The sequence below is a fragment of the Kitasatospora sp. NPDC059088 genome, from assembly GCF_042738155.1.
Taxonomy (GTDB): Bacteria; Actinomycetota; Actinomycetes; order Streptomycetales; family Streptomycetaceae; genus Kitasatospora.
Window position 1 is genome coordinate 148,141 of the sequence record NZ_JBHYGR010000001.1, and the last position, 19,103, is coordinate 167,243.

17 protein-coding genes are annotated in these 19,103 nt (G+C 74.6%); 7 read left to right on the forward strand and 10 right to left on the reverse strand.

The genetic code is table 11. The annotated features are described in order from the left end of the window. Positions 1-30 precede the first annotated feature (30 nt). Positions 31-1,377 carry a PLP-dependent aminotransferase family protein gene (locus ACFWXO_RS00670; RefSeq protein WP_380521044.1) on the reverse strand — a complete coding sequence of 449 codons (1,347 nt, stop codon included), beginning with the start codon at positions 1,375-1,377 and terminating at the stop codon, positions 31-33. Between the two features lie 100 nt (positions 1,378-1,477). Here ACFWXO_RS00670 and ACFWXO_RS00675 point away from each other — a divergent pair, with 100 nt between their 5' ends. Continuing rightward, entirely contained in the window at positions 1,478-2,158 is a 681-nt protein-coding gene (locus ACFWXO_RS00675) for a LysE family translocator (protein WP_380521046.1), read from the forward strand. On the opposite strand, the gene ACFWXO_RS00680 is transcribed toward ACFWXO_RS00675, so the two are convergent. The 4 genes from ACFWXO_RS00680 to ACFWXO_RS00695 all read right to left on the reverse strand — a co-directional run bounded on the left by ACFWXO_RS00680 (position 2,155) and on the right by ACFWXO_RS00695 (position 5,144). After that, positions 2,155-3,192, reverse strand: a complete 1,038-nt coding sequence (locus ACFWXO_RS00680) for a serine hydrolase domain-containing protein (RefSeq protein WP_380521048.1) — start codon at positions 3,190-3,192, stop codon at positions 2,155-2,157. The genes ACFWXO_RS00675 and ACFWXO_RS00680 overlap by 4 nt on opposite strands. After that, positions 3,189-4,121, reverse strand: a complete 933-nt coding sequence (locus tag ACFWXO_RS00685; protein ID WP_380521050.1) for a DUF6895 family protein — start codon at positions 4,119-4,121, stop codon at positions 3,189-3,191. The genes ACFWXO_RS00680 and ACFWXO_RS00685 overlap by 4 nt, the downstream gene beginning before the upstream one ends. Next, positions 4,118-4,852 (reverse strand): hypothetical protein, encoded by a 735-nt coding sequence (locus ACFWXO_RS00690; protein ID WP_380521052.1) that lies wholly within the window; start codon positions 4,850-4,852, stop codon positions 4,118-4,120. Before ACFWXO_RS00690 ends, ACFWXO_RS00685 begins: the two co-directional genes overlap by 4 nt. Positions 4,853-4,943: 91 nt before the next feature. Continuing rightward, positions 4,944-5,144 carry a hypothetical protein gene (locus ACFWXO_RS00695; protein ID WP_375891366.1) on the reverse strand — a complete coding sequence of 67 codons (201 nt, stop codon included), beginning with the start codon at positions 5,142-5,144 and terminating at the stop codon, positions 4,944-4,946. Between the two features lie 154 nt (positions 5,145-5,298). Between ACFWXO_RS00695 and ACFWXO_RS00700 the strand changes: the two genes are divergently transcribed. Next, on the forward strand, positions 5,299-6,072 hold the full coding sequence (locus ACFWXO_RS00700) for an SDR family NAD(P)-dependent oxidoreductase (protein ID WP_380521053.1): 774 nt from the start codon (positions 5,299-5,301) through the stop codon (positions 6,070-6,072). Positions 6,073-6,291: 219 nt separating this feature from the next. Beyond that, the gene (locus tag ACFWXO_RS00705) at positions 6,292-8,124 is read left to right on the forward strand and encodes an ABC transporter ATP-binding protein (protein ID WP_380521055.1); all 1,833 of its coding nucleotides are present in this window, start codon (positions 6,292-6,294) and stop codon (positions 8,122-8,124) included. A gap of 112 nt (positions 8,125-8,236) precedes the next feature. Here the strand turns inward: ACFWXO_RS00705 and ACFWXO_RS00710 are convergent, their stop codons facing one another. Further along, positions 8,237-8,905: a lysophospholipid acyltransferase family protein gene (locus ACFWXO_RS00710; RefSeq protein ID WP_375891371.1), complete on the reverse strand. Its 669-nt coding sequence runs from the start codon at positions 8,903-8,905 to the stop codon at positions 8,237-8,239. 176 nt (positions 8,906-9,081) lie between these two features. Here ACFWXO_RS00710 and ACFWXO_RS00715 point away from each other — a divergent pair, with 176 nt between their 5' ends. Further along, on the forward strand, positions 9,082-9,294 hold the full coding sequence (locus tag ACFWXO_RS00715) for an EF-hand domain-containing protein (RefSeq protein ID WP_375891373.1): 213 nt from the start codon (positions 9,082-9,084) through the stop codon (positions 9,292-9,294). Between the two features lie 92 nt (positions 9,295-9,386). Here ACFWXO_RS00715 and ACFWXO_RS00720 read toward each other — a convergent pair whose 3' ends face one another. Further along, positions 9,387-11,609, reverse strand: a complete 2,223-nt coding sequence (locus tag ACFWXO_RS00720; protein WP_380521059.1) for a CDP-glycerol glycerophosphotransferase family protein — start codon at positions 11,607-11,609, stop codon at positions 9,387-9,389. Between the two features lie 785 nt (positions 11,610-12,394). Here ACFWXO_RS00720 and ACFWXO_RS00725 point away from each other — a divergent pair. Beyond that, on the forward strand, positions 12,395-12,664 hold the full coding sequence (locus tag ACFWXO_RS00725) for a hypothetical protein (RefSeq protein WP_375891376.1): 270 nt from the start codon (positions 12,395-12,397) through the stop codon (positions 12,662-12,664). 204 nt (positions 12,665-12,868) lie between these two features. Beyond that, positions 12,869-13,324 carry a YjbQ family protein gene (locus tag ACFWXO_RS00730; RefSeq protein WP_380521061.1) on the forward strand — a complete coding sequence of 152 codons (456 nt, stop codon included), beginning with the start codon at positions 12,869-12,871 and terminating at the stop codon, positions 13,322-13,324. Between the two features lie 85 nt (positions 13,325-13,409). Here ACFWXO_RS00730 and ACFWXO_RS00735 read toward each other — a convergent pair whose 3' ends face one another. Further along, positions 13,410-14,015, reverse strand: coding sequence for a DUF1990 family protein (locus ACFWXO_RS00735; protein WP_380521063.1), 606 nt, complete (start codon positions 14,013-14,015; stop codon positions 13,410-13,412). A gap of 70 nt (positions 14,016-14,085) precedes the next feature. On the opposite strand from ACFWXO_RS00735, the gene ACFWXO_RS00740 reads away from it, so the two are divergent. Beyond that, a complete protein-coding gene (locus ACFWXO_RS00740) occupies positions 14,086-14,319 on the forward strand; it encodes a hypothetical protein (protein WP_380521065.1) in 234 nt (77 codons plus the stop codon). Positions 14,320-14,376: 57 nt separating this feature from the next. Here ACFWXO_RS00740 and ACFWXO_RS00745 read toward each other — a convergent pair whose 3' ends face one another. Together ACFWXO_RS00745 and ACFWXO_RS00750 are read right to left on the reverse strand one after the other, a co-directional pair. After that, positions 14,377-17,421 (reverse strand): AAA family ATPase, encoded by a 3,045-nt coding sequence (locus tag ACFWXO_RS00745; RefSeq protein ID WP_380521066.1) that lies wholly within the window; start codon positions 17,419-17,421, stop codon positions 14,377-14,379. Beyond that, positions 17,418-18,587, reverse strand: coding sequence for an exonuclease SbcCD subunit D (locus ACFWXO_RS00750; RefSeq protein ID WP_380521068.1), 1,170 nt, complete (start codon positions 18,585-18,587; stop codon positions 17,418-17,420). Before ACFWXO_RS00750 ends, ACFWXO_RS00745 begins: the two co-directional genes overlap by 4 nt. Positions 18,588-19,103: the final 516 nt, after the last annotated feature.

A 19,103-nucleotide genomic window follows, 5' to 3' on the forward strand; every position in this document is an offset into this window, starting at 1 on the left:
CAACTTTCGAAATCTGTCATCTGTCAGTTGTCACCCGCCACCCTCACCCGCCCCCGCGATCCCCGCCAGCACCCCCAGCGCCCACCCCAGCACCGGCAACGGCGGTGAGGCCAGCCCCACCCGTACCGCGGACGGCGTGCTCCGCGGGTCCACCGCGAAGGCGGCCGCGGGTGTGACCGAGATGCCCGCCCGGGCGGCCGCGGCGACGAAGGTCTCCGCCCGCCAGGCCCCCGGCAGCTCCCACCACAGGTAGTACGAGCACGGGTCCGCCCGCAGCCGCTGTCCGGCGAGCACCTCCCGGGCCAGCGTCTGCCGGGCGGTCGCGTCCGCCCGCTTCGCCGCCGCCACCGCGGTCGGTGTCCCGTCCCCGATCCAGCGCACCGCCGCCTCCAGTGCGAAGCCGTTCGGCGTCCACCCGCCGGCCCGCAGCGCCCCCGCGACCCGCTCGCGCAGCGCGTCCGGGACGACCGCGACCCCGGTGGTCAGTCCGGGGGCGAGCCGCTTGGAGAGGCTGTCGACCAGCACCGTCCGCTCGGGCGCCAGCGCGGCGAGCGGAGCCGACCCGGGCCGTAGGAAGGACCAGATCGCGTCCTCGACCACCGGCAGGTCCAGTCGGCGCAGTTCCCCGACCAGGGCCGCCGCTCGCTCGGGCGGCAGGCTGGTGCCGAGCGGGTTGTGCAGCCGGGGCTGGACGTACACCGCGCTGAGCGGCGCCGCGCGGTGGGCCGCCGCCAGGGCGTCGGGCCGCAGCCCGTGCTCGTCGACCGCGAGCGGCACCAGCCGGATGCCCAACTGTCCGGCCACGGCCTTGACCACCGGGTAGGTCAGCGCCTCGACCCCCAGTCGCCGCCCGGGCGGCACCAGCGCGGCGAGCGCCCCCGCGACCGCCTGCCGCCCGTTGCCCGCGAACAGCAGCTCCCCGGGGTCGGCGCCCCAGTCGCCCGCATCCGTCGACAGCAGGTCCGCGAAGGCCCGCCGGGCGGCCGCCGTCCCCGCCGCGCCGACCGGCCGCAGCGCCTCGCCGAGCGCGTCCGCCCGCAGCAGCGGCGCCAGTGCGGCGGCCAGCAGTTCGGACTGCCCGGGCACGGTGGGGTAGTTGAGCTCCAGGTCGATCGGCGCGTCGGCCGGTTCGGCGAGCGGGATCCGCCCGTCGTCGGCCGCCGTACCGCGCCCGGCCCGGACGAAGGTGCCCCGGCCGACCTCGCCGACGGTCAGCCCGCGCCGGGCGAGTTCGCGGTAGACCCGGCCGGCGGTCGAGGCGGCGATGCCCCGGCGGCGGGCGAAGGCCCGCTGGGTGGGCAGCTGCCCGCCGGGCCGTAGCCGTCCGGTCATGATGTCGGCGGCGACCTCGTCCGCGATCAGCCGGTAGTCGTCCATCGGTCCCCCACTCCTTCGCGCCCCGGGAGGCCGAGGGCCCATTGCACCGAGTGCAAAGCCATCATTGCATCGAGGCGGCTCCGCGCCCTAGCCTCCTCGCATGGACGAGCTGGATGCGTGGGACACGTTGACATCCGCCGTGGACGGCCACGCCGTGCTCGGCATCGCCGCCGTGGCGCTGGGCATGGTGCTGTCGCCGGGACCGAACATGATCTACCTGGTGTCCCGCTCGATATCCCAGGGCCGCCGGGCCGGACTGGTCTCGCTGACGGGCGTCGCGACCGGTTTCCTGGTCTACCTGGTCGCGGTGACGGCCGGAGTGGCCGCGGTCTTCTCGGTCGTCCCCGCCCTCTACACCGGGATCAAGCTGGCCGGCGCCGGCTATCTGCTCTGGCTGGCCTGGAAGGCGGTCAAGCCCGGCGGCGCGGCGGTCTTCGCCCCGCAGCAGCTGCCGCCGGACCCGCCGCGCCGCCTGTTCGCGATGGGCTTCCTGACCTGCCTGCTCAATCCCAAGATCGCCATCGTGTACATCTCGCTGCTGCCCCAGTTCGTGGCGCCCGAGCGCGGCCACGTCGCCCTGCAGAGCCTGGTGCTGGGCCTGGTCCAGATCGTGATCGCGGTCACCGTGAACGGCCTGATCGCGATGACCGCGGGCGGCATCGCGGGCTTCCTGGGCCGCCGCCCGGCCTGGCTGCGCGTCCAGCGGTACGTGATGGGCACGGTGCTCGCCGGTCTGGCGGTGCACATCGCCGCCGACCGGGCCAAGGCGGTGGCCGTCTAGCCAGCCCGGGCGGCGGCCCGCAGCAGCTCGTACCCCGCCTGCACGAACCGTCCGTTGAGCGCGGGCGCGGTGTTGGCCAGCGCGGCGACGGCGGCCGGTCCCTGCGGCGCGAAGCCGACGAAGGCGGTGAACCCCCGGGTGCCGCCGGAGTGGAAGTACAGGTCCCGCCCGCCCGACTGCCGGTGCATCCAGACCAGGCCGAGCCGGTCGGTCGAGTGCGGCAGCCGCAGCCTCAAGCGCTGGACGTCCCGCGCCGCTGCCCCCAACTCGCCGTCCGCCCCGTCGAGATGGAGCCTCAGGTAGCGCATCAGGTCGGCCCCGCTCGCCCGTACCGCGCCGGCGCCCGGGAGGCCGGGGATCCGCCAGGGCGGCAGCGCCCGCCCGCGCCGGTGTCCGACCGCCTGCCCCGGTGTGTCCGGTGCGCAGCCCGTGGTGCGCAGCCCCAGCGGTCGGCAGATCCGTTCGGCGAGCAGCTCCCCGTACGGCATCGCGGCGGTCTCGGCCAGGGCCCGGCCGAGGAGCGCGACTCCGTAGTTGGAGTACCCGTACCGGCTGCCCGGTCTGCCGCGTACGGTGGTTCGGGCCAGTCCTTCCCTCAACTGCTCGTCGCCGTACGCGGCGTAGGGGTTGCTGGACCAGGCCGGCGCGGCGCTCGCGAGCAGCCCCGGCGGTAGGCGGGGCAGGCCGGAGGTGTGGGTGGCCAGGTGCAGCAGGCGGATCGGTTCGGTGGAACGGACGCGCGCCGGGCGCCAGTGGGGCGGCAGCCGGTTCTCCACCGGGTCGTCCAGGGCGAGTTCACCGCGTACGGCCAGGTCGGCCAGCAGCAGCGCGGTGAAGGTCTTGGTCACCGAGCCGAGTTCGAAGACGGTGTCCGGGGTGCACGGCGGCGCGGTCGGCCGGTGCCCGAGCCGTCCGTGGCACCGGATCTCCTCCGCGCCCCCTCGTGCGACGGCGACGGTGACGGCGGTGGCGTGCGGCCCGGCCGCCCGCACCGCCCGGGCGACCAGCGGGTCGAGTCCGGGGGCCGGGTTCACCCGGCCGCCGTGGTCGCGCCGAGCGCCCGGGCGAGCGTGATGTCCCCGGCGACCACCGCGACGACGGCGGTGTGCTCGTGGTCGCGGAACGCCCGCTCGGGGTCCTCGTCGACGGGGTCGGTGTCGCGGGGGAGCAGTCCGTCCTCGCGTTGGACGGTGGCCAGCGCCTCCCAGCCCTGCCGCCCGGTGGCCGGTTCGCCGATGCACGCGTCGACGACGAGGAGTTCGGCCACCAGGTCCCACTGTCCGATCTCCGCCCAGATGTCGAGCCAGACCGGGAGCCAGTCGCGCAGGTAGTCGAGCATCGGTGCGGGCAGGCCGTCCGGGCGGGCGCCCCAGTCGGTGAGGTGGAACACGGTGTGGGTGACCTGGTAGCCGGTCATCCAGTTGACGGTCCAGGGCTCGGGGGTCGCGCCGAGCCAGGTGCCGGCGGCCAGGGCGGACCAGTCCGGCCGGTGGCCGAGCCCGACGATCCGTCGGGCGTTGGCCACGGCGAGCCGCCGGTTGGGCTGGACCTCGGCGGCGTGCACGGACCGCAACCGGCTGAGCGAGTCGAGGAGTTCCTCCAGTGCGGGGTGGCGGTACCCGGCCCGGGCGAAGTGGGCGTAGGTCTCCAGCGGGTCGGTCATGGTCAGGTGGCGCAGCTGCCGCTCGTAGAGCAGGTCGCCCTCGCGCAACTGCGCCCAGGCGTGGTCGAGCAGTTCCTGCGCGGCCCGGCTGTCGGCGGGCCCGGTGACGCCGTCGCGCAGTACGAGCGAGGCGGCCAGGGCGACTTCGCCCAGCGGCTTGTAGACGTCGTTGGGGTCGGCGAGGTCGATGACGATGTCGTCGGGGATCCGGCCCAGGCCGTTGCGGTGGGAGGTGTGCAGCCAGCCCAGCGCGCGGGAGGCGAGCCGTTGGGCGGTGGCGAGGACGAGGGTGTCGGTCACGGTACCCGGTTCCCTTCGGCGGTCGGCGGCCGGGAGCGCAGGAGCAGTCGGCGGGCGGCTTCCAGCTCCAGTCCGGTGCGGGCGCTGCCGTCGCCGGCCAGCCGGATCCGCTCCAGGACGGGTTCGAGTTCCAGCCGCGACGGGTGGCCGTCGGCGGCGGCCCGGGCGAGCCAGCGGGTGAGTCGGGCGGCGGTGGTGAGGTCGCGGCGCAGCATGGCGCGGACGGTGCCGCGGGCGAGCGCCGACGTGTTCGTCCGGGCCGTCTCGTGCACCGGACCGTCGAGGCCCGGCAGCGCGAGCGCGGACAGCTGTGCCATCCGCACCGACCAGGCCTGCCAGCCCATGGCGGCCGGGTCGGGGAGCGGGGCCGGTTGTGCTCCGGCGGTCCCGTACGGCGTGCGGGCGAGCAGTTGGCCGGCCGCCCAGTCCTGCCACCCGATCACCAGTTCCGCCTCGGGCGAGGCCGGCGCGGGTGCCGGGAAGGCGCGTCGTCCTTCGGACAGGAGGGCCGCGGTGGGGCCGTCCGGTTCGGTTCCGGTGAACAGTTGCGGGGCGAACAGGTCCGCTCCGAGCACGCGTACCGCAGCCAGCAGCGGGCGCGTGGCGGCGGTGTCCGGGTCCACGATCGCGGCGGCGCCGTCTCCGTTGCGGAGGGCGTCGAGGGTCCGGCCCGCCACCTGTTCCACGGCGGCGGCGTAGGTGTCGCGCAGCGGCGTCTCGGCGAACGGCATCGGTGGTGCCTCCCTTGCGGGCGCTGGGTCCCGGTACGGAGTGGGCCGGTCCGCCGTGGCGAACCGGCCCGGCGGTCGGGCCGCCCGGGGCTCACCGGGTCGGCTTCTCCTTGGGCTGCTTCGGCGACAGCAGGATCAGCGCCAGCAGGACACCGGCGGCCTCGGGCGAGTACGTGGGCGCGTCGGACACGACGGCCTCGTCCTCCACCATCAGGCTCGCGAGTGTCTCGGCCTCGGCGAGCGTCGCGCTGCGTGACGCCGAAGCGGTTTCGGTACGGAACTGAGTAAGCATCAGATGTGCCTCCTCGTCTGGTTTTCATCACCCGGTCGGGCGATGCCCCTGTCCGACACTACGAGCACGATCCGGTGCCTGCATCCGCAGCTCGCTGAGCTGGGACGTTGCCCTGGGTGTGGGCGCGGCTGCGGTGAGTCGGTACGGTCTGGGCATGACCACAGCCTTGATCACCGGCGCGACCGCCGGCATCGGAGCCGCGTTCGCGCGCAGGCTCGCCCGCAGCGGCTACCGCCTCGTCCTGGTGGCCCGCGACGCCGAGCGCCTGGAGCGCGCGAGCGCGAACCTGCAGCTCAAGTACGGCGCGGAGACGGAGGTGCTGACCGCCGACCTCGCCACCGACGAGGGCATCGCCGCCGTCGAGGCCCGGCTCGCGGACGCCGCCCGCCCGGTGGACCTCCTGGTCAACAACGCCGGCTTCGGCAACAAGGGCGCCTTCGGGACCGTCCCGCTCCAGGACGAGCTGGACATGCTCAAGGTGCACGTCGAGGCGATCCTGCGGCTGACCACGGCCGCCCTGCCGGGGATGCGCGAGCGCGGCCGGGGCGCGATCGTGAACGTCGCCTCGGTGGCGGCCTTCCTGCCGCGCGGCACGTACGGGGCGAGCAAGGCCTGGGTGGTCAGCTTCACCCAGGGCGTGCTGCGCGACCTCGGCGGGACGGGGGTGCGGATGATGGCGCTCTGCCCGGGCTTCACCCGGACCGAGTTCCACCAGCGGGCGGGCATGGGCACGGGCAACATCCCCGCCTGGTCCTGGCTCTCGGCCGAGCGGGTGGTGGACGAGGCGATGCGTGACCTCGCCCGCGGTCGCTCGGTGTCCGTGCCGGGCAAGCGCTACAAGCTGGCCGTGGCGCTCGCCCGGGTGCTGCCGTCCGGCAAGCTCGGCGGGCTGTCCTCGAAGGCGGCGCGCACGTACCGGACGAACTGACGCGCGCGGCGGCCGGTCGGCCGGGCGGGGGCAGCTCCAGCGCGAGGGAATCCAGTGGGAGGGGATCCGGCGGGAGTGGATCCGGCGCGAGGGAATAGAGCTACCCTCACTATTAGCTTGCCTAACTATGAGCTACTCTCGCTATGCTGGTGTCCGTCCGGCCGCCGCACCCCCGTCCGCGCCCGCACCCCGGCGCGCCCGACCCAGGGAGGCCCGTACTTGAGGCCCGCCATCAACTGGACCCCGCCCGAACGCGCCGAGGGCGACCCCCGCCCGCCGGCCCAGTGGCGCCGCATCATCGCGCTCTTCCGCCCCTACCGGGGCCGGCTCACCACGGTGGGGCTGCTGGTCGCCGCCTCCGCTGTGGTGTCCGTCGTCTCGCCGTTCCTGCTCAAGGCCGTGCTGGACACCGCCATCCCGCAGGGCCGCACCGGGCTGCTCAGCCTGCTCGCGCTCGGGATGATCCTCACCGCCGTGGTGAACAGCGTCTTCAACGTGCTGCAGACGCTGATCTCCACCACCGTCGGCCAGCGCGTCATGCACGACCTGCGCACCTCCGTCTACGGCCACCTGCAACGGCAGTCGCTGGCCTTCTTCACCCGCACCCGCACCGGCGAGGTGCAGTCCCGGATCGCCAACGACATCGGCGGCATGCAGTCCACGGTGACCTCCACCGCGACCAGCCTGGTCTCCAACCTCACCGCCGTGATCGCCTCGATCGTCGCCATGGTCGCCCTCGACTGGCGGCTGACCGTCATCTCGCTGGTGCTGCTCCCGCTCTTCGTCTGGATCAGCCGCCGGGTCGGCCAGGAGCGCAAGAAGATCACCACCGAGCGGCAGAAGCAGCTGGCCGCGATGAGCTCGGCGGTCCAGGAGTCACTGTCGGTCAGCGGCATCCTGCTCGGCCGCACCATGGGCCGCTCCGACTCGCTGGCCCGGGAGTTCACCGAGCAGTCCGACCAGCTCGCCGACCTGGAGGTGCGCTCCAGCATGGCCGGGCGCTGGCGGATGAACACCATCATGATCGTGATGGCCGCCATGCCCGCGCTGATCTACTGGGCGGCCGGACTGACCTCCGCCGCCGGTGCGCCGATCGTCTCGGTCGGCACCCTGGTCGCCTTCGTCACCCTCCAGCAGGGGCTGTTCCGCCCGACCGTCAGCCTGCTCTCCACCGGCGTGGACGTGCAGACCTCGCTCGCGCTCTTCCAGCGCATCTTCGAGTACCTCGACCTGCCGGTGGAGATCGCCGAACCGCCGCACCCGGTCACCCTGGCCGACATCCGCGGCGAGGTCCGCTTCGAGGCCGTCGACTTCCGGTACGACCCCGAGCAGGAGCGCCCCACCCTGGACGGCGTCGAGCTCAAGGTCCCGGCCGGGACGTCCCTGGCCGTCGTCGGCGAGACCGGCTCGGGCAAGACCACCCTCAGCTACCTGGTGCCGCGGCTGTACGACGTCACCGGCGGCCGGGTCACCCTGGACGGCGTGGACGTGCGCGAGCTGTCCTTCGACACCCTGGCCCGCGCGGTCGGCGTGGTCTCCCAGGAGACCTACCTCTTCCACGCCTCGGTCGCCGAGAACCTGCGCTTCGCCAAGCCGGGCGCCAGCGACGCCGAACTGGTCGAGGCCGCCCGGGCCGCGCAGATCCACGACACCATCTCCGCCCTCCCGGACGGCTACGACACCCTGGTCGGCGAACGCGGCTACCGCTTCTCCGGCGGCGAGAAGCAGCGCCTCGCGCTCGCCCGCACCATCCTGCGCAACCCGCCCGTGCTGATCCTGGACGAGGCCACCAGCGCGCTCGACAACCGCACCGAACACGCCGTCCAGCAGGCCGTGGACACCCTGGCCGCCGGCCGGACCACCATCACCATCGCGCACCGGCTCTCCACCGTCCGCTCCGCCGACCAGATCGCCGTCCTGGACCGCGGCCAGGTGGTCGAACTCGGCACCCACGAGGAGCTGGTGGAACGGGACGGACGGTACGCGGCGCTGCTGCGCCGGGAGACGCCGGAGGCGGCGTCCCTGTCGGACGCCGCCCTCGGTCACGCGTAGTCGTACCGGTCGCGCGGATCACCGGTCGCGGGTGGTCGTTCCGGCCGCGCGGATCGCCGGTCACGCGTTCGTACCGGTCGCGCGGACCGTCAGGAGGCCGGAGACGCGGCGCTCAGGCCGCCTTCGGCACCTCGTTGTACCCGTCCGCGACCTCCTGGCCGGAGAGCCGCTGGATCGCCGCCATCACCTCGTCGGTCACCTGGCGACGGGCCTTCAGCGAACGGGCCTGCCCGTGCAACTCGTCGAAGTGCAGCGGTTCGCCGAAGCGGACGGTCACCTTCTTGATCCGCGGCAGCCGCTTGCCCACCGGAAGGATCTGCTCCGGGCCCTCCAGGGCCACCGGGACGACCGGGACGCCCGCGGTCAGCGCGAGCCAGGCGACCCCCGTCTTGCCCCGGTAGAGCCGGCCGTCCAGCGACCGGGTGCCCTCCGGGTAGATGCCGAAGGCCTTGCCGTCCTCCAGGATCTCCAGCGCCGACTCCAGCGAGGCCTGGGCGGAGCGGTAGGTGCCGCGCTCGACCGGAACCGCGCCGATCGACTCGAAGAAGCCCTTGGAGAGCCGGCCCTTGAGCCCGGTGCCGGTGAAGTACTCGGCCTTGGCGAGGAAGTGGACCCGGCGCGGGGCGGTGAGCGGGATCACCACGCTGTCGATGAACGACAGGTGGTTGCTGGCCAGGATCACCCCGCCCTTGCGCGGCACGTTCTCGATGCCCTCGATGGCCGGACGCCAGATCCCGCGTGAAACGGGTTTCAGCACCAGCCTGGTGGCGAGGTCGAGCACGGGTTCCCTCCCTGGACGAACGACCGCCCCGGAGGAGTCCGGGCCAGCAATCAGACCCGCAGACTACGACACCCACCCGGGAGCCCGTCCACTCCCGCCGACCGTGGCGAACACCACGGCCGGGTAGGGTACGGCCGTCCGAACCGAGCAAGAATTTGCAGTACCCAGGAGGAACGATGGAGAGCGTCGCGGCCATCAAGGAGATGTTCGACCGTTTCGACAAGAACGGCGACGGCAAGATCACCCCGGCCGAGTACGCGCTGGCCGCCAACGAGATGGGCGACCACAGCGTCACCATCTCGATGGCCGAGGCGCTGATCCACGCGATGGACACCCGTCACCAGGGCTACCTGGACTTCGAGGAGTTCCTGGCCGCCCGCCAGCGCTGAGCCCGCACGGACGGGGCCGGTCGCCGTACCGGCGGCACCGGCCCCGTCCGCAGGCCCCGTCGTTCGTCCTCCCGTCCGTCCTGCCGCCCGCCCTACGGCCTGTCCGTCGGAGCCACCGGGAACACCCGGCGCACCACCCGCTCCGCCGCCCCGCCGTCGTCCCAGACGCAGAACCTCTCCCGGAACCGCTTGCGCGCCCCCGGCTCCGGGTCGCCCGCGCGCAGCGCCCGCGCCAGCCCCGCCGCGTCGACCGTGACCGCGCCCGGCGGCTGCGCGAACAGGTCGAAGTACACGCCGCGTTCGCGCTGGTACTCCTCCCAGTCCGGAGCGAATATGACGACCGGTCGGTCCAGCACCGCGTAGTCGAACATCATCGACGAGTAGTCCGTCACCAGCGCGTCCGCCGCCAGGTAGAGGTCCTCGACCACCGGGTGCGCCGACACGTCCACGATCTCCGCCGCGTCCTCACCGGCCGTCAGGTCGCCCGGGCCGTCGGCGTGGAAGTAGTGGGTGCGCACCAGCAGCGTGAACCGCGGGCCCAGCGCCCGCGCCAGCTCCGCCACGTCCAGCAGCGGCACGTAGCCGCCCTTGCCGCCGCGGTGGGTCGGCGCGTACAGCACCGACGTGGTGCCGGGCCGCAGCCCCAGCCGCTCGCGCATGGCCAGGACCTCCCCCGGGGTGGAGTTGGCCAGCCGGTCGTTGCGCGGGTAGCCGGTGTCCAGCATCTCGTAGCGGCCCGGGAAGGCCCGGGCGAAGTGCTCGCTGGTGTGCGGGTTGGAGGAGACCAGGAAGTCCCAGCGGTCGACGGCCTCCTGGAGCCGGTCGAAGTCCATCCCCTCGGCGGCGGCCTCGGGGCGGCCCCGCAGGTCCATCCCCATCGCCTTGAGCGGGGTGCCGTGCTGGGTCTGGACGTGCACCGTGCCCGGCCGCTTCGCCATCGTGCGCGGGAAGTTGACGTTGTTCACGAAGTACTTCGCGGTCGCCATCGCCTTGAGGTACGCCGGGGTGTTGACGATCACGTACGGGACGCCGGGCGGCATCGCGTCGGCCTGCCGGCGGTTCTCCACCACCCACACGCCGCGGATCTGCGGGGCGAGTTCCTTCGCCTTCTCGTAGATCGCCGCCGGGCTGCACGCGTAACCCCGGTGCCAGTACGCGGCGTAGACCGCCAGGTGCTCGTCCAGCGGCAGGCGGCGGAACGCGTTGTACGCCGTGAACCGGGCGCCGCTGCGCACGCCCTTCTTCACCGCGGGGGCCACCGCCCGTGCCCCGCGCTTGAGTTCGCGCGGCAGCCGGCCGGTGCGGCGCAGCTCGGCGTACGCGATCCGGGCGCCGCGCGAGGCCAGCCGGTACTGCACGCCGCGCACCCCGCCGGGGAAGCGGTAGTCGGCCGGGCGGTGGCGCTCGAAGTGCGCGGCGACCCGGTGGAAGTAGTCCCGGCGCCGGTCGACCGGGACCAGTCCGGGGGTGTCGTAGACGTTCAGCGCCTGCCGGACGGTCCGGTCGAAGACCAGGGTGCGCAGCGCCGGCGGGACGGGCCGTCCGGGGCCGTCCGGGCGCTCGCACCGGTCCAGGAAGGCGAAGATGGCGTCGTACTGGGCGAACACGTCGGCGTGCTTGGGGGAGGCGGTGGCGGTGATCGCGCCGTCCCGGCCGCGCCGGTAGTTGTAGCAGGGGCGGTCGAGGTAGCGCAGCCGCCCGGCGGCCAGCAGCGCGGGGTAGGTGACCGAGATGTCCTCGTAGTAGCCGCGGCCGAAGGAGACCCCGAGGCCCTCCAGGAACGCGCGGCGGAACACCTTGTTCCACACCGACATCACGGTCTGGAACAGCGCCGGGTGCTCGGCCACCGTGCAGCCCTCGACCAGCGGGGAGCCGACCAGCACGTGCCGCCAGGGGTTGGGCTCGCTCCCGCCGTCCGGGTAGACGTGGGTGAAGTCGGTGAGCAGGACGTCGGCGGGCGCCTCGCGGCGGCGCTCCTGCGTCAGCTCGTCCAGGATCACGCCGACCGTCCGCTCGGGCAGCCAGTCGTCGCTGTCCACGAACCAGACGTACTCGCCGCGCACCTGCGGCAGGGCGGCGGCCCGGGCGCCGCCGAGGCCCTGGTTCTCGGTGAGGTGCATCACGCGCAGCCGGGGGTCGCGGGCGGCGTAGGCGTCCAGGATCGCGCCGGAGCCGTCGGGGGAGAGGTCGTCGACCGCGATGACCTCGAAGCGGGTCTCGGCGGCGGGGGTCTCGCCGAGGATCGAGTCGAGGCAGCGCGGCAGGTACCGCTCCACGCCGTGGACCGGGAGCACGATGCTGAGGAGGAGGGACACGCTGGCCGAGTCTACCGATCCACGCGGTGCGACCTGCGGGGACGTCCGCCCGGGACGGGACGGGGGCGGCCACCGGGTGCGCCGGGGGTCGGAGCGGGGGTGATCACCGGTCCGGGACCGCCGGTGCCTGGCCCCGGAACGGGGTGGCACCGGCAGTCTGGTGGCGGCCGGGCCGACCCTCTACGGCCGGCCGCCGGTCCGGGCACCGTACGGGCCTGGTCACCGCAGCGTCGAGGTGACCGGGCAGTGGCCCGCAGGAGCCGGAGTTCGATCGAGTCGCTTCACGACTCGAACACGCACCTGCGTGCGGTGCGGGCACCGGTGCGTGCCTCAGATACTGCTTGGAGGATCGACGCGAGTCAATCCCTCGTATGTGTTCACTTCATGAATCGGCTTGCGTGCGGTCGACCACCCGCTGGTGATCGTTTTGTCGACCTCGCGACTGTCCCCTATATGGGGGCGATTCGTCGACGCCGCAGTCGAGGTCGCAGTCGGCGCCGCGGGAGTGCCTGTCGTACGCCGGCTCGGGCCCGCCCGCACCCGCCTGCGCGCGGCGTGCACCGCGCGGACGGACGCCGGGGCCGCGCCTCCTGGCCCTGGTGACGAATGGCGGGTCGTGCACCATCATTGATGCCTAGTCGTGACCGCCCGAGCTGCCCCTGGTGCATCGTCAGTTGACGCCGCACGGTACGGTGGCACAACACCGAGGACGGTTGCGCGAAGGCCGTCCCTCACGGATAGTCTTCGCCTCACGGCCCTGGCGCCTCGTAGGGGTGGGAAAACTGATGGAACACATGCAAGTGCGGACTCGGCCCCGTGTGCCGGCGGTCCAGTGCGGTGTCGGCGCGACCGGCCGCCGGATCGAGCGACACCTGGCCGTGCTCGGCGCGCCCGCGCTCCCGGCGGTGGACACCGCCGAGGCGCTCGGGTTGATAAGGGAGCTGACGCCGCGCGGCGCCGACACCCCGGCGGCGGCCCGCCGTCGCCACACCCGGGTCTCGCTGCTGGCGCCGCTGCGCCGGCTGCGCCGCAGCCTCTTCGGCGGGCGCGGCTGAGACCCTGGAGCAGGCCCGCGGCCTCGGCCCGGGACCGGCTCACGAACGACCCGACGGACCACCGGCCCGTCGGGTCGTCGGCGTATCCGGAGACGGGACCGCCAAATTGGTCTGAACCTTTCACCCTACGCGAGGCCGCCGCCCCCGCGTGGGCAGTCGGCGAGGCAGTACGCCCGACCGGTCGACCTGGGCCAGGATGGCGCCATGGCGGACAACAACCACTCCACGTCAGCCGGGGCGACCGGGTCCTTCCAGACCACCACCCTGGAGATCACCACCGGCAACCGCGAGGTCGCGCTGGACATCACCGACCGCTGCGCCGCGTTCCTCGACGAGCGGGCCGCCGGGCGGGACGGGCTGCTCAACGTCTTCGTCCCGCACGCCACCGCCGGGATCGCCGTCCTGGAGACCGGCTCGGGCAGCGACGACGACTTCCTCGCCACCCTGCGCGCGCTGCTCCCCGCGGACGACCGCTGGCGCCACCGGCACGGCAGCCCCGGCCACGGACGGGACCACGTGGTGCCCGGCCTGGTCGCCCCGCACGCCACCCTTCCGGTGCTCGGCGGCCAACTGGCCCTCGGCGTCTGGCAGTCCGTGGTGCTGATCGACACCAACGGCGACAACCCGCGCCGCACCGTGCGGCTGTCCTTCCTCGGCTGAGTGACGGGCCGGTCTGCGAGCCGGGCTGCGGGCCGGACTACGCGCTGAGCTACGGGTGGGACCACGGGCCGGACGACCCGCTGAGCTACGGGTCGAGCCTCGCGACGTGGCCGGCCACGGCCGCGAGGTAGCGCTCGATCGCCAGGTACTGGCAGAGCAGAGCGACCGGCCGGCCCAGCCGGGCGTACCAGGCGGACAGCCGGGAGAACGCGGCCACCTCGAACCACACCTCGCCGTCGGCGTCCATCGACACCAGGAACGACTCCTCCCCGCACTCCGGATGCCCCGGCAGCGTCCCGTACGCGAACCCGATCCGGTCCGGCCCGGCCACCGTCCACACCACCCGGCAGGGGATCACCAGCCTCGGCCACCGGCTGCCCGGCAGGCTCAGCCGCAGCAGCACGGTGGCCCCGTCCCGGACCGGCCCGCCCGGGTACACCGCGAACCCGGTCCCCAGCTGGCTGCCCCACCCGAGCACGTACCGCCCGGCCCGCTCCAGCACCTCCGGCCCCCGCCCCAGGTGCACCCGTCGGCGCAGGTGCGCGTACCCCTCCGGCAACGGCCCACCCCGGGTCGCCCCCACCTCCGCGTACGTCGGCCCGCCCGCCCGGGCCTCCCGCAACTGCCGCCGCAGACCCCCGGACCCACGAACCGTGCCGACCGTGCCGACTGTGCCGCTTGTGCCAACCATGCCGGCCACGCTAGCCCCGGGCCGCAGGCCCGCCTTGCGGCGGGGTGGGCGCGGGGAGTAGGAAGGCGGCATGAGTGAGAGCAGGACGGACGGCGCCGTGGTGGGCGGGGACGCGGCGGTCTGTGGGCCGGTGCCGGTGGGGGCGACGGAGGCGGCGCTGCGGGAGGACCCGGGGGCGGAGGGACCGCGGGCCGACTGCGTGCTGTGCGGTGAGCCGACGGTGCTGCCAGCCGACCAGCCGGGCAGCACCCTGTGCCCGACCTGTGCCTGGCAGCAGGCCCAGCGGATCGCCTGTTCGGGCTGAGCGGGCTGGGCGTGTCGGGCGGGGCGGGCGTTTTGGGCGTGTAGGGCGGGGTGGGCGTCAGGCGTCCTCCCGGCCGGCCAGGGCGAGGGTGGAGCCGTGGCGGCCCTTGCGGACCAGGAGCTGGGCCGGGATGCGGCTGCGCAGGTCGGCGACGTGGCTGACGATGCCGACGGCGCGGTCCCGCTCGCGCAGGCCGTCGAGGACGTCCATCACCTCCTCCAGGGACTGTTCGTCCAAGGTGCCGAAGCCCTCGTCGATGAAGAGCGTGTCCAGTGGCATCCCGCCGGCCTCGTCGGTGACCACGTCGGCCAGGCCGAGGGCGAGGGAGAGCGAGGCGAAGAAGCTCTCGCCGCCGGAGAGGGTGGCGGTGTCCCGCTCGGTGCCCGTCCAGGCGTCGACGACCCGCAGGGCCAGTCCGGAGCGCTTGTTGCCGGTGCCGCGGTCGTCACTGTGGACCAGGGTGTAACGGCCGCCGGACATCCGGACCAGCCGGTCGCTGGCCGCCGCCGCGACCTGCTCCAGCCGGGCCGCGAGCACGTACGACTCCAGCCGCATCCGCAGCCGGTTCTCGGTGGAGGTGCCGGCGGCCAGCGCGGCCAGCCGGTTGATCCGCCCGTACCGCTCCAGGGTCGGGGCCAGCTCGGCGGCCAGCTCGCCCAGCCGGTCCCCGATCTCGGCGAGTGCCGCGCAGCGCTCCCGGGCGGCCGACCGGGCGGCGTGGGCCCGGCCGAGGCGGTCGGTGGCGGCGCTCAGCGCGGCCGCGGCGGCGGGCAGGTCGACCGGCGGACGGGCGGCGGCCTCGGCCAGTTCGGGCAGCGCCAACTCGTGCCGGACGGCGGCGGACTCCGCGCGGTGCCGCTCCAGCCGGGCCTCCAGCCGCTCCCGCTCCTCCCGGGGCAGTAGGACGGCGAGCGCGGCCCCGGCATCCGGGAAGCCCGCCGCGGCGGCGGCCTTGCCGAGTTCCTCCTCGGCCGCGTCGAGCCGCTCCCGCGCCTCCGACGCCGCCCGCGCGGCCCCGGCCACCGCGGCGACCGCCTCGGCGAGCCGGCCCAGCGTCGCGGCCCGGTCGGCGACCGAGGCGGCCGCGCCGCGCGCGGCCGACACCCTGGCGCTCAGCGCCCGCTGGTCGTCCGCCAGGGCCTGCAGCCGGTCGGTGAGGACGGCGGCGCGCTCCTTTGCCTCGTTCAGCTCGTCCAGCCGACGGGTGCGGTCCTGCGACAGCCGGGCGATCTCCCGGCCGACCCGGCCGAGCGCCTCCGCCTCGTGCAGCGCGGCGCGGTGCTCCCGCTCCAGCTCGGCGAGCGAGCGCGCGAGCACGTCCGCTGCCTCGGGGCCGGCCGCACCGGCGGCCGTCGCCTCGCGCACCCGCAGCGCGGTCAGCGCCTGGTCGGCCTCGCCCCAGGCCCGCTCGGCGGCGGCCTGCGCCCGACCGGCCCGCTCCTCGTCCTCGGCGCTCACCCGGCCGCCGTCGGCGGCCTCGGCGGGCGCCGGGTGCTCGGCCGAGCCGCAGACCCGGCAGGCCTCGCCCGAGCGGAGCTGCTCGGCCAACTCGGCGGCCATGCCGGCCAGTCGGCGGTCCCGCAGGTCCAGGCCGAACTCACGGGCGTCCAGCGCGGCCGTGCGCAGCTCGGCGACCCTCGGCTCGGCCGCCGCGATCTCCACCCGCAGGCCGTCCCGCTCCCGGGCCGCGGCCAGGCGGGTGGTCGACTCGGCGCGCCGGCCGTCCAGTTGCTCGACCCGGACGCCCGCCGTCCGGGCCCGTTCCTGCTGCTCCTCCAGGCGACCCAGCTCGCCGTCGAACTCGGCCAGCCAGTCCTCGGCCTCCTCGGCCCGCTCCTCGGCGCCGCGCCGCTCCGCGGCCAGGGCGAGCTGCTCGCGGCCGAGTTCGGCGCAACGCCGCTCCTCCGCCCGGGCCGTCTCCAGCCGGACCACCTCGGCGCGCAGCCGCAGTTCCGCGTCGGCCAGCTCGGCGGCACCGGCCCCGGCCCCGGCCGGGACGTGCTCCGCGATCCCGGTACGGGCCAGCGCCTCCCGGCGCCGCTGCTCCGTCTCCCGGGCCCGGCCGAGCGCCTCGGCCGCGCTCTCCCGCAGGCGCAGCGCGGATTCCACGCCGACCGCCTCCTGGGCGGCCGCGAGCCGCTGCCGGTCCCGCGCCGCGGCCGGTTCGAAGGCGGCCAGCCGGTCGGCCTCGGCCAGTGCCTCCCGGTGCCGGCGCTGGCGGGCGGCGAGCTCCTCGGCGCCTTCGCGCCCGTGCTGGGCGGCCCGGTGCGCGGCCTCGGCGCCCGCGAGGGCGGCCTCGGCGACGGTGAGCTGCTCGGCCGCGCCGCCGCGCAGGATCGCGGCCCAGCCGAGCAGCCCGGGGGCGAGGTCGGCGTCGCCGTCCTCGGCCGGCACCCACGCCCCGGCGGGTTCGGCCCCGGGGCCGGCGGCCTGCTCGGCCTTGCTGGCGAGGTCCCGCAGGCGTCGGCGTCCGGCCTGGACGGCCGTCTCCTGGGTGCGGCGCCGGTCGGCGAGCCAGGCCTCGACGTGCCCGTAGCGCTCGGTGTCGAAGAGGCGGCGCAGCAGCTTGCCGCGCTCCTCGGAGTCCCCCTTGAGGAAGCGGGCGAAGTCGCCCTGCGGCAGCAGCACCACCTGGCAGAACTGTTCCCGGCTCATGCCGATCAGCCGGTGGATCTCCTCCCCGGCCTCCTGGTGCGACTTGCTGACCGGCTGCCAGCCGGGGGCGCCGTCGCCCGCGTCGGCGGCCCACGCGCGCAGCAGGGTCTGCGGCCGCTCGACGGTGGTGCCGGTGCCGACCTTCTTCGGCCGGCGCTGCTCGGGCAGCCGGGTGATCCGCAGCCGGCGCCCGCCCAGCGTCAGCTCCAGCTCGACCTGGGTCAGCTGTCCGGGGTCGGCGTGGTCACTGCGCAGCCGGTTGGCCCGGCGAGCGTTGGGCGTCTCGCCGTACAGCGCGAAGCAGACCGCGTCCAGCACGCTGCTCTTGCCCGCGCCCGTCGCCCCGCGCAGCAGGAACAGCCCGCCGGCGGCGAGCGCGTCGAAGTCCACCGTCTCGCTGCCCGCGAACGGGCCGAAGGCGGTGACGGTGAGCCGGTGCAGCCTCATCGGGGCAGGTCCGCCTTCCGGTCGGCGTCCGTGCGGACGTGCTCGAAGCCCTCGCGCAGCCAGCCGAGCTCGTCCGGCTCCGGCTCGGCCCCGGGGCGGACGTGCCGCAGGAAGCCCTCGGCGATCTCCAGGTCCTCCCGGCCGCTGACCCGGGAGGCGTACGACCGGGCCGGCTCGGTGCCGCCGTCCTCGGGGTCGAACAGCAGCTGGAGGGTGTGCGGGAAGCGGCGGCGCAGCTGCTCCATCGGCTCGCCCGGGCGGGCGGCGTCGGTGAGCGTGGCCTGCACCCAGGACTGCTCGTCCTCGGTGTACCTCTCGTCGGTGAGCAGCTCGGCGAGGGTGCCGCGCAGGGCGGCGAGGGCGCGCGGTCGGGGGCAGTCGACCCGCTCGGCCGTCACCGCGCCGTCGGCGGCGAGGTCGACCAGCCACATGGTCTTGCGCTGGCGCGCCTCGGAGAAGGAGTAGGCGAGCGGGGAGCCGCTGTACCGCAGGTGGGGGGCGAGGGTCTGGCAGCCGTGGAGGTGGCCGAGCGCGGCGTAGTGCACCCCGTCGAACACCGAGGCGGGGACGGCGGCGACCCCGCCGACGGCGATGTCCCGCTCGCTGTCGCTCGGTGCTCCGCCGGTGACGAAGGCGTGCGCGAGCACCACCGCCCGCGTCCCCTCCGGGCGGGCCGACAGGTCGGCGCGGACCTGCTCCATCGCCGCGCCGAGCACCGCCGCGTGCCCGCCCTTGGCCAGGCCGAAGCGCTCGCGGACCAGCGTCGGCTCCAGGTAGGGCAGCCCGTACACCGCCACCGGGCCGTGCTCGTCCGCCAGCAGGACGGGCTCGGCGCACGCGCCCGGGTCCGTCCGCAGGTGGATCCCGGCGCGCCCGATCAGGCCGGCGCCGACGCCGAGGCGGCGGGCCGAGTCGTGGTTGCCGCTGATGAAGACCGTCGGGACCCCGAGCTCCGCCAGCCGGTGCAGCACGTCGTCGAACAGCGCGACCGCGTCCAGGCTGGGCAGCGCCCGGTCGTACACGTCCCCGGCGACCAGCACGGCGTCCACGCCCTCGGACCGGACCACCTCCACGAGGTGGTCCAGGAAGGCGCGCTGGGCGTCGTGCAGGCTCTCCCGGTGGAACGAGCGCCCGAGATGCCAGTCGGAGGTATGCAGCAGTCTCACTACAGCGCTCCTACCTGCACGTTTGCCACTTTGATGTCCTCCGGGTCAGCACCGAGTCAGCACGGGTCACGCGGCCAGTGCCTGGTCAGTACCGAGTATCACAGGACCCACCGACAGAGCCTCGTCCATCACGGTCCTCAGTCTCTCTCGCGCATCAGGGGAGAGGCGGCCGTAGATGTCGGCGGTGATCCGGATCGTGGAGTGCCCGAGCCAACGGGAGACCTCCAGGGGGGACACCCCACCCGCGATGGCACCGGAGGCGAAGAAGTGCCGGAGGTAGTGAGCCGTCCACGGCTCATCACCGTACCCCGAGGGCGTGCACCAGGAGCACGGCCCGCTCTTCGCCCGCCGGGCTCTCCGCCTGGGCCTGGTCCGGCTGGAAGAGGACGGTGATCCCTGCCACGATCCCCATGCGCAGGGCCGCATGGGCGACTGCATTTCGATCTCGATCGAGTTCCGCCGATGTCTGGTCCCGTCATGTACACACTGCGTACGCTCGAACCCGACTGCTCGTTG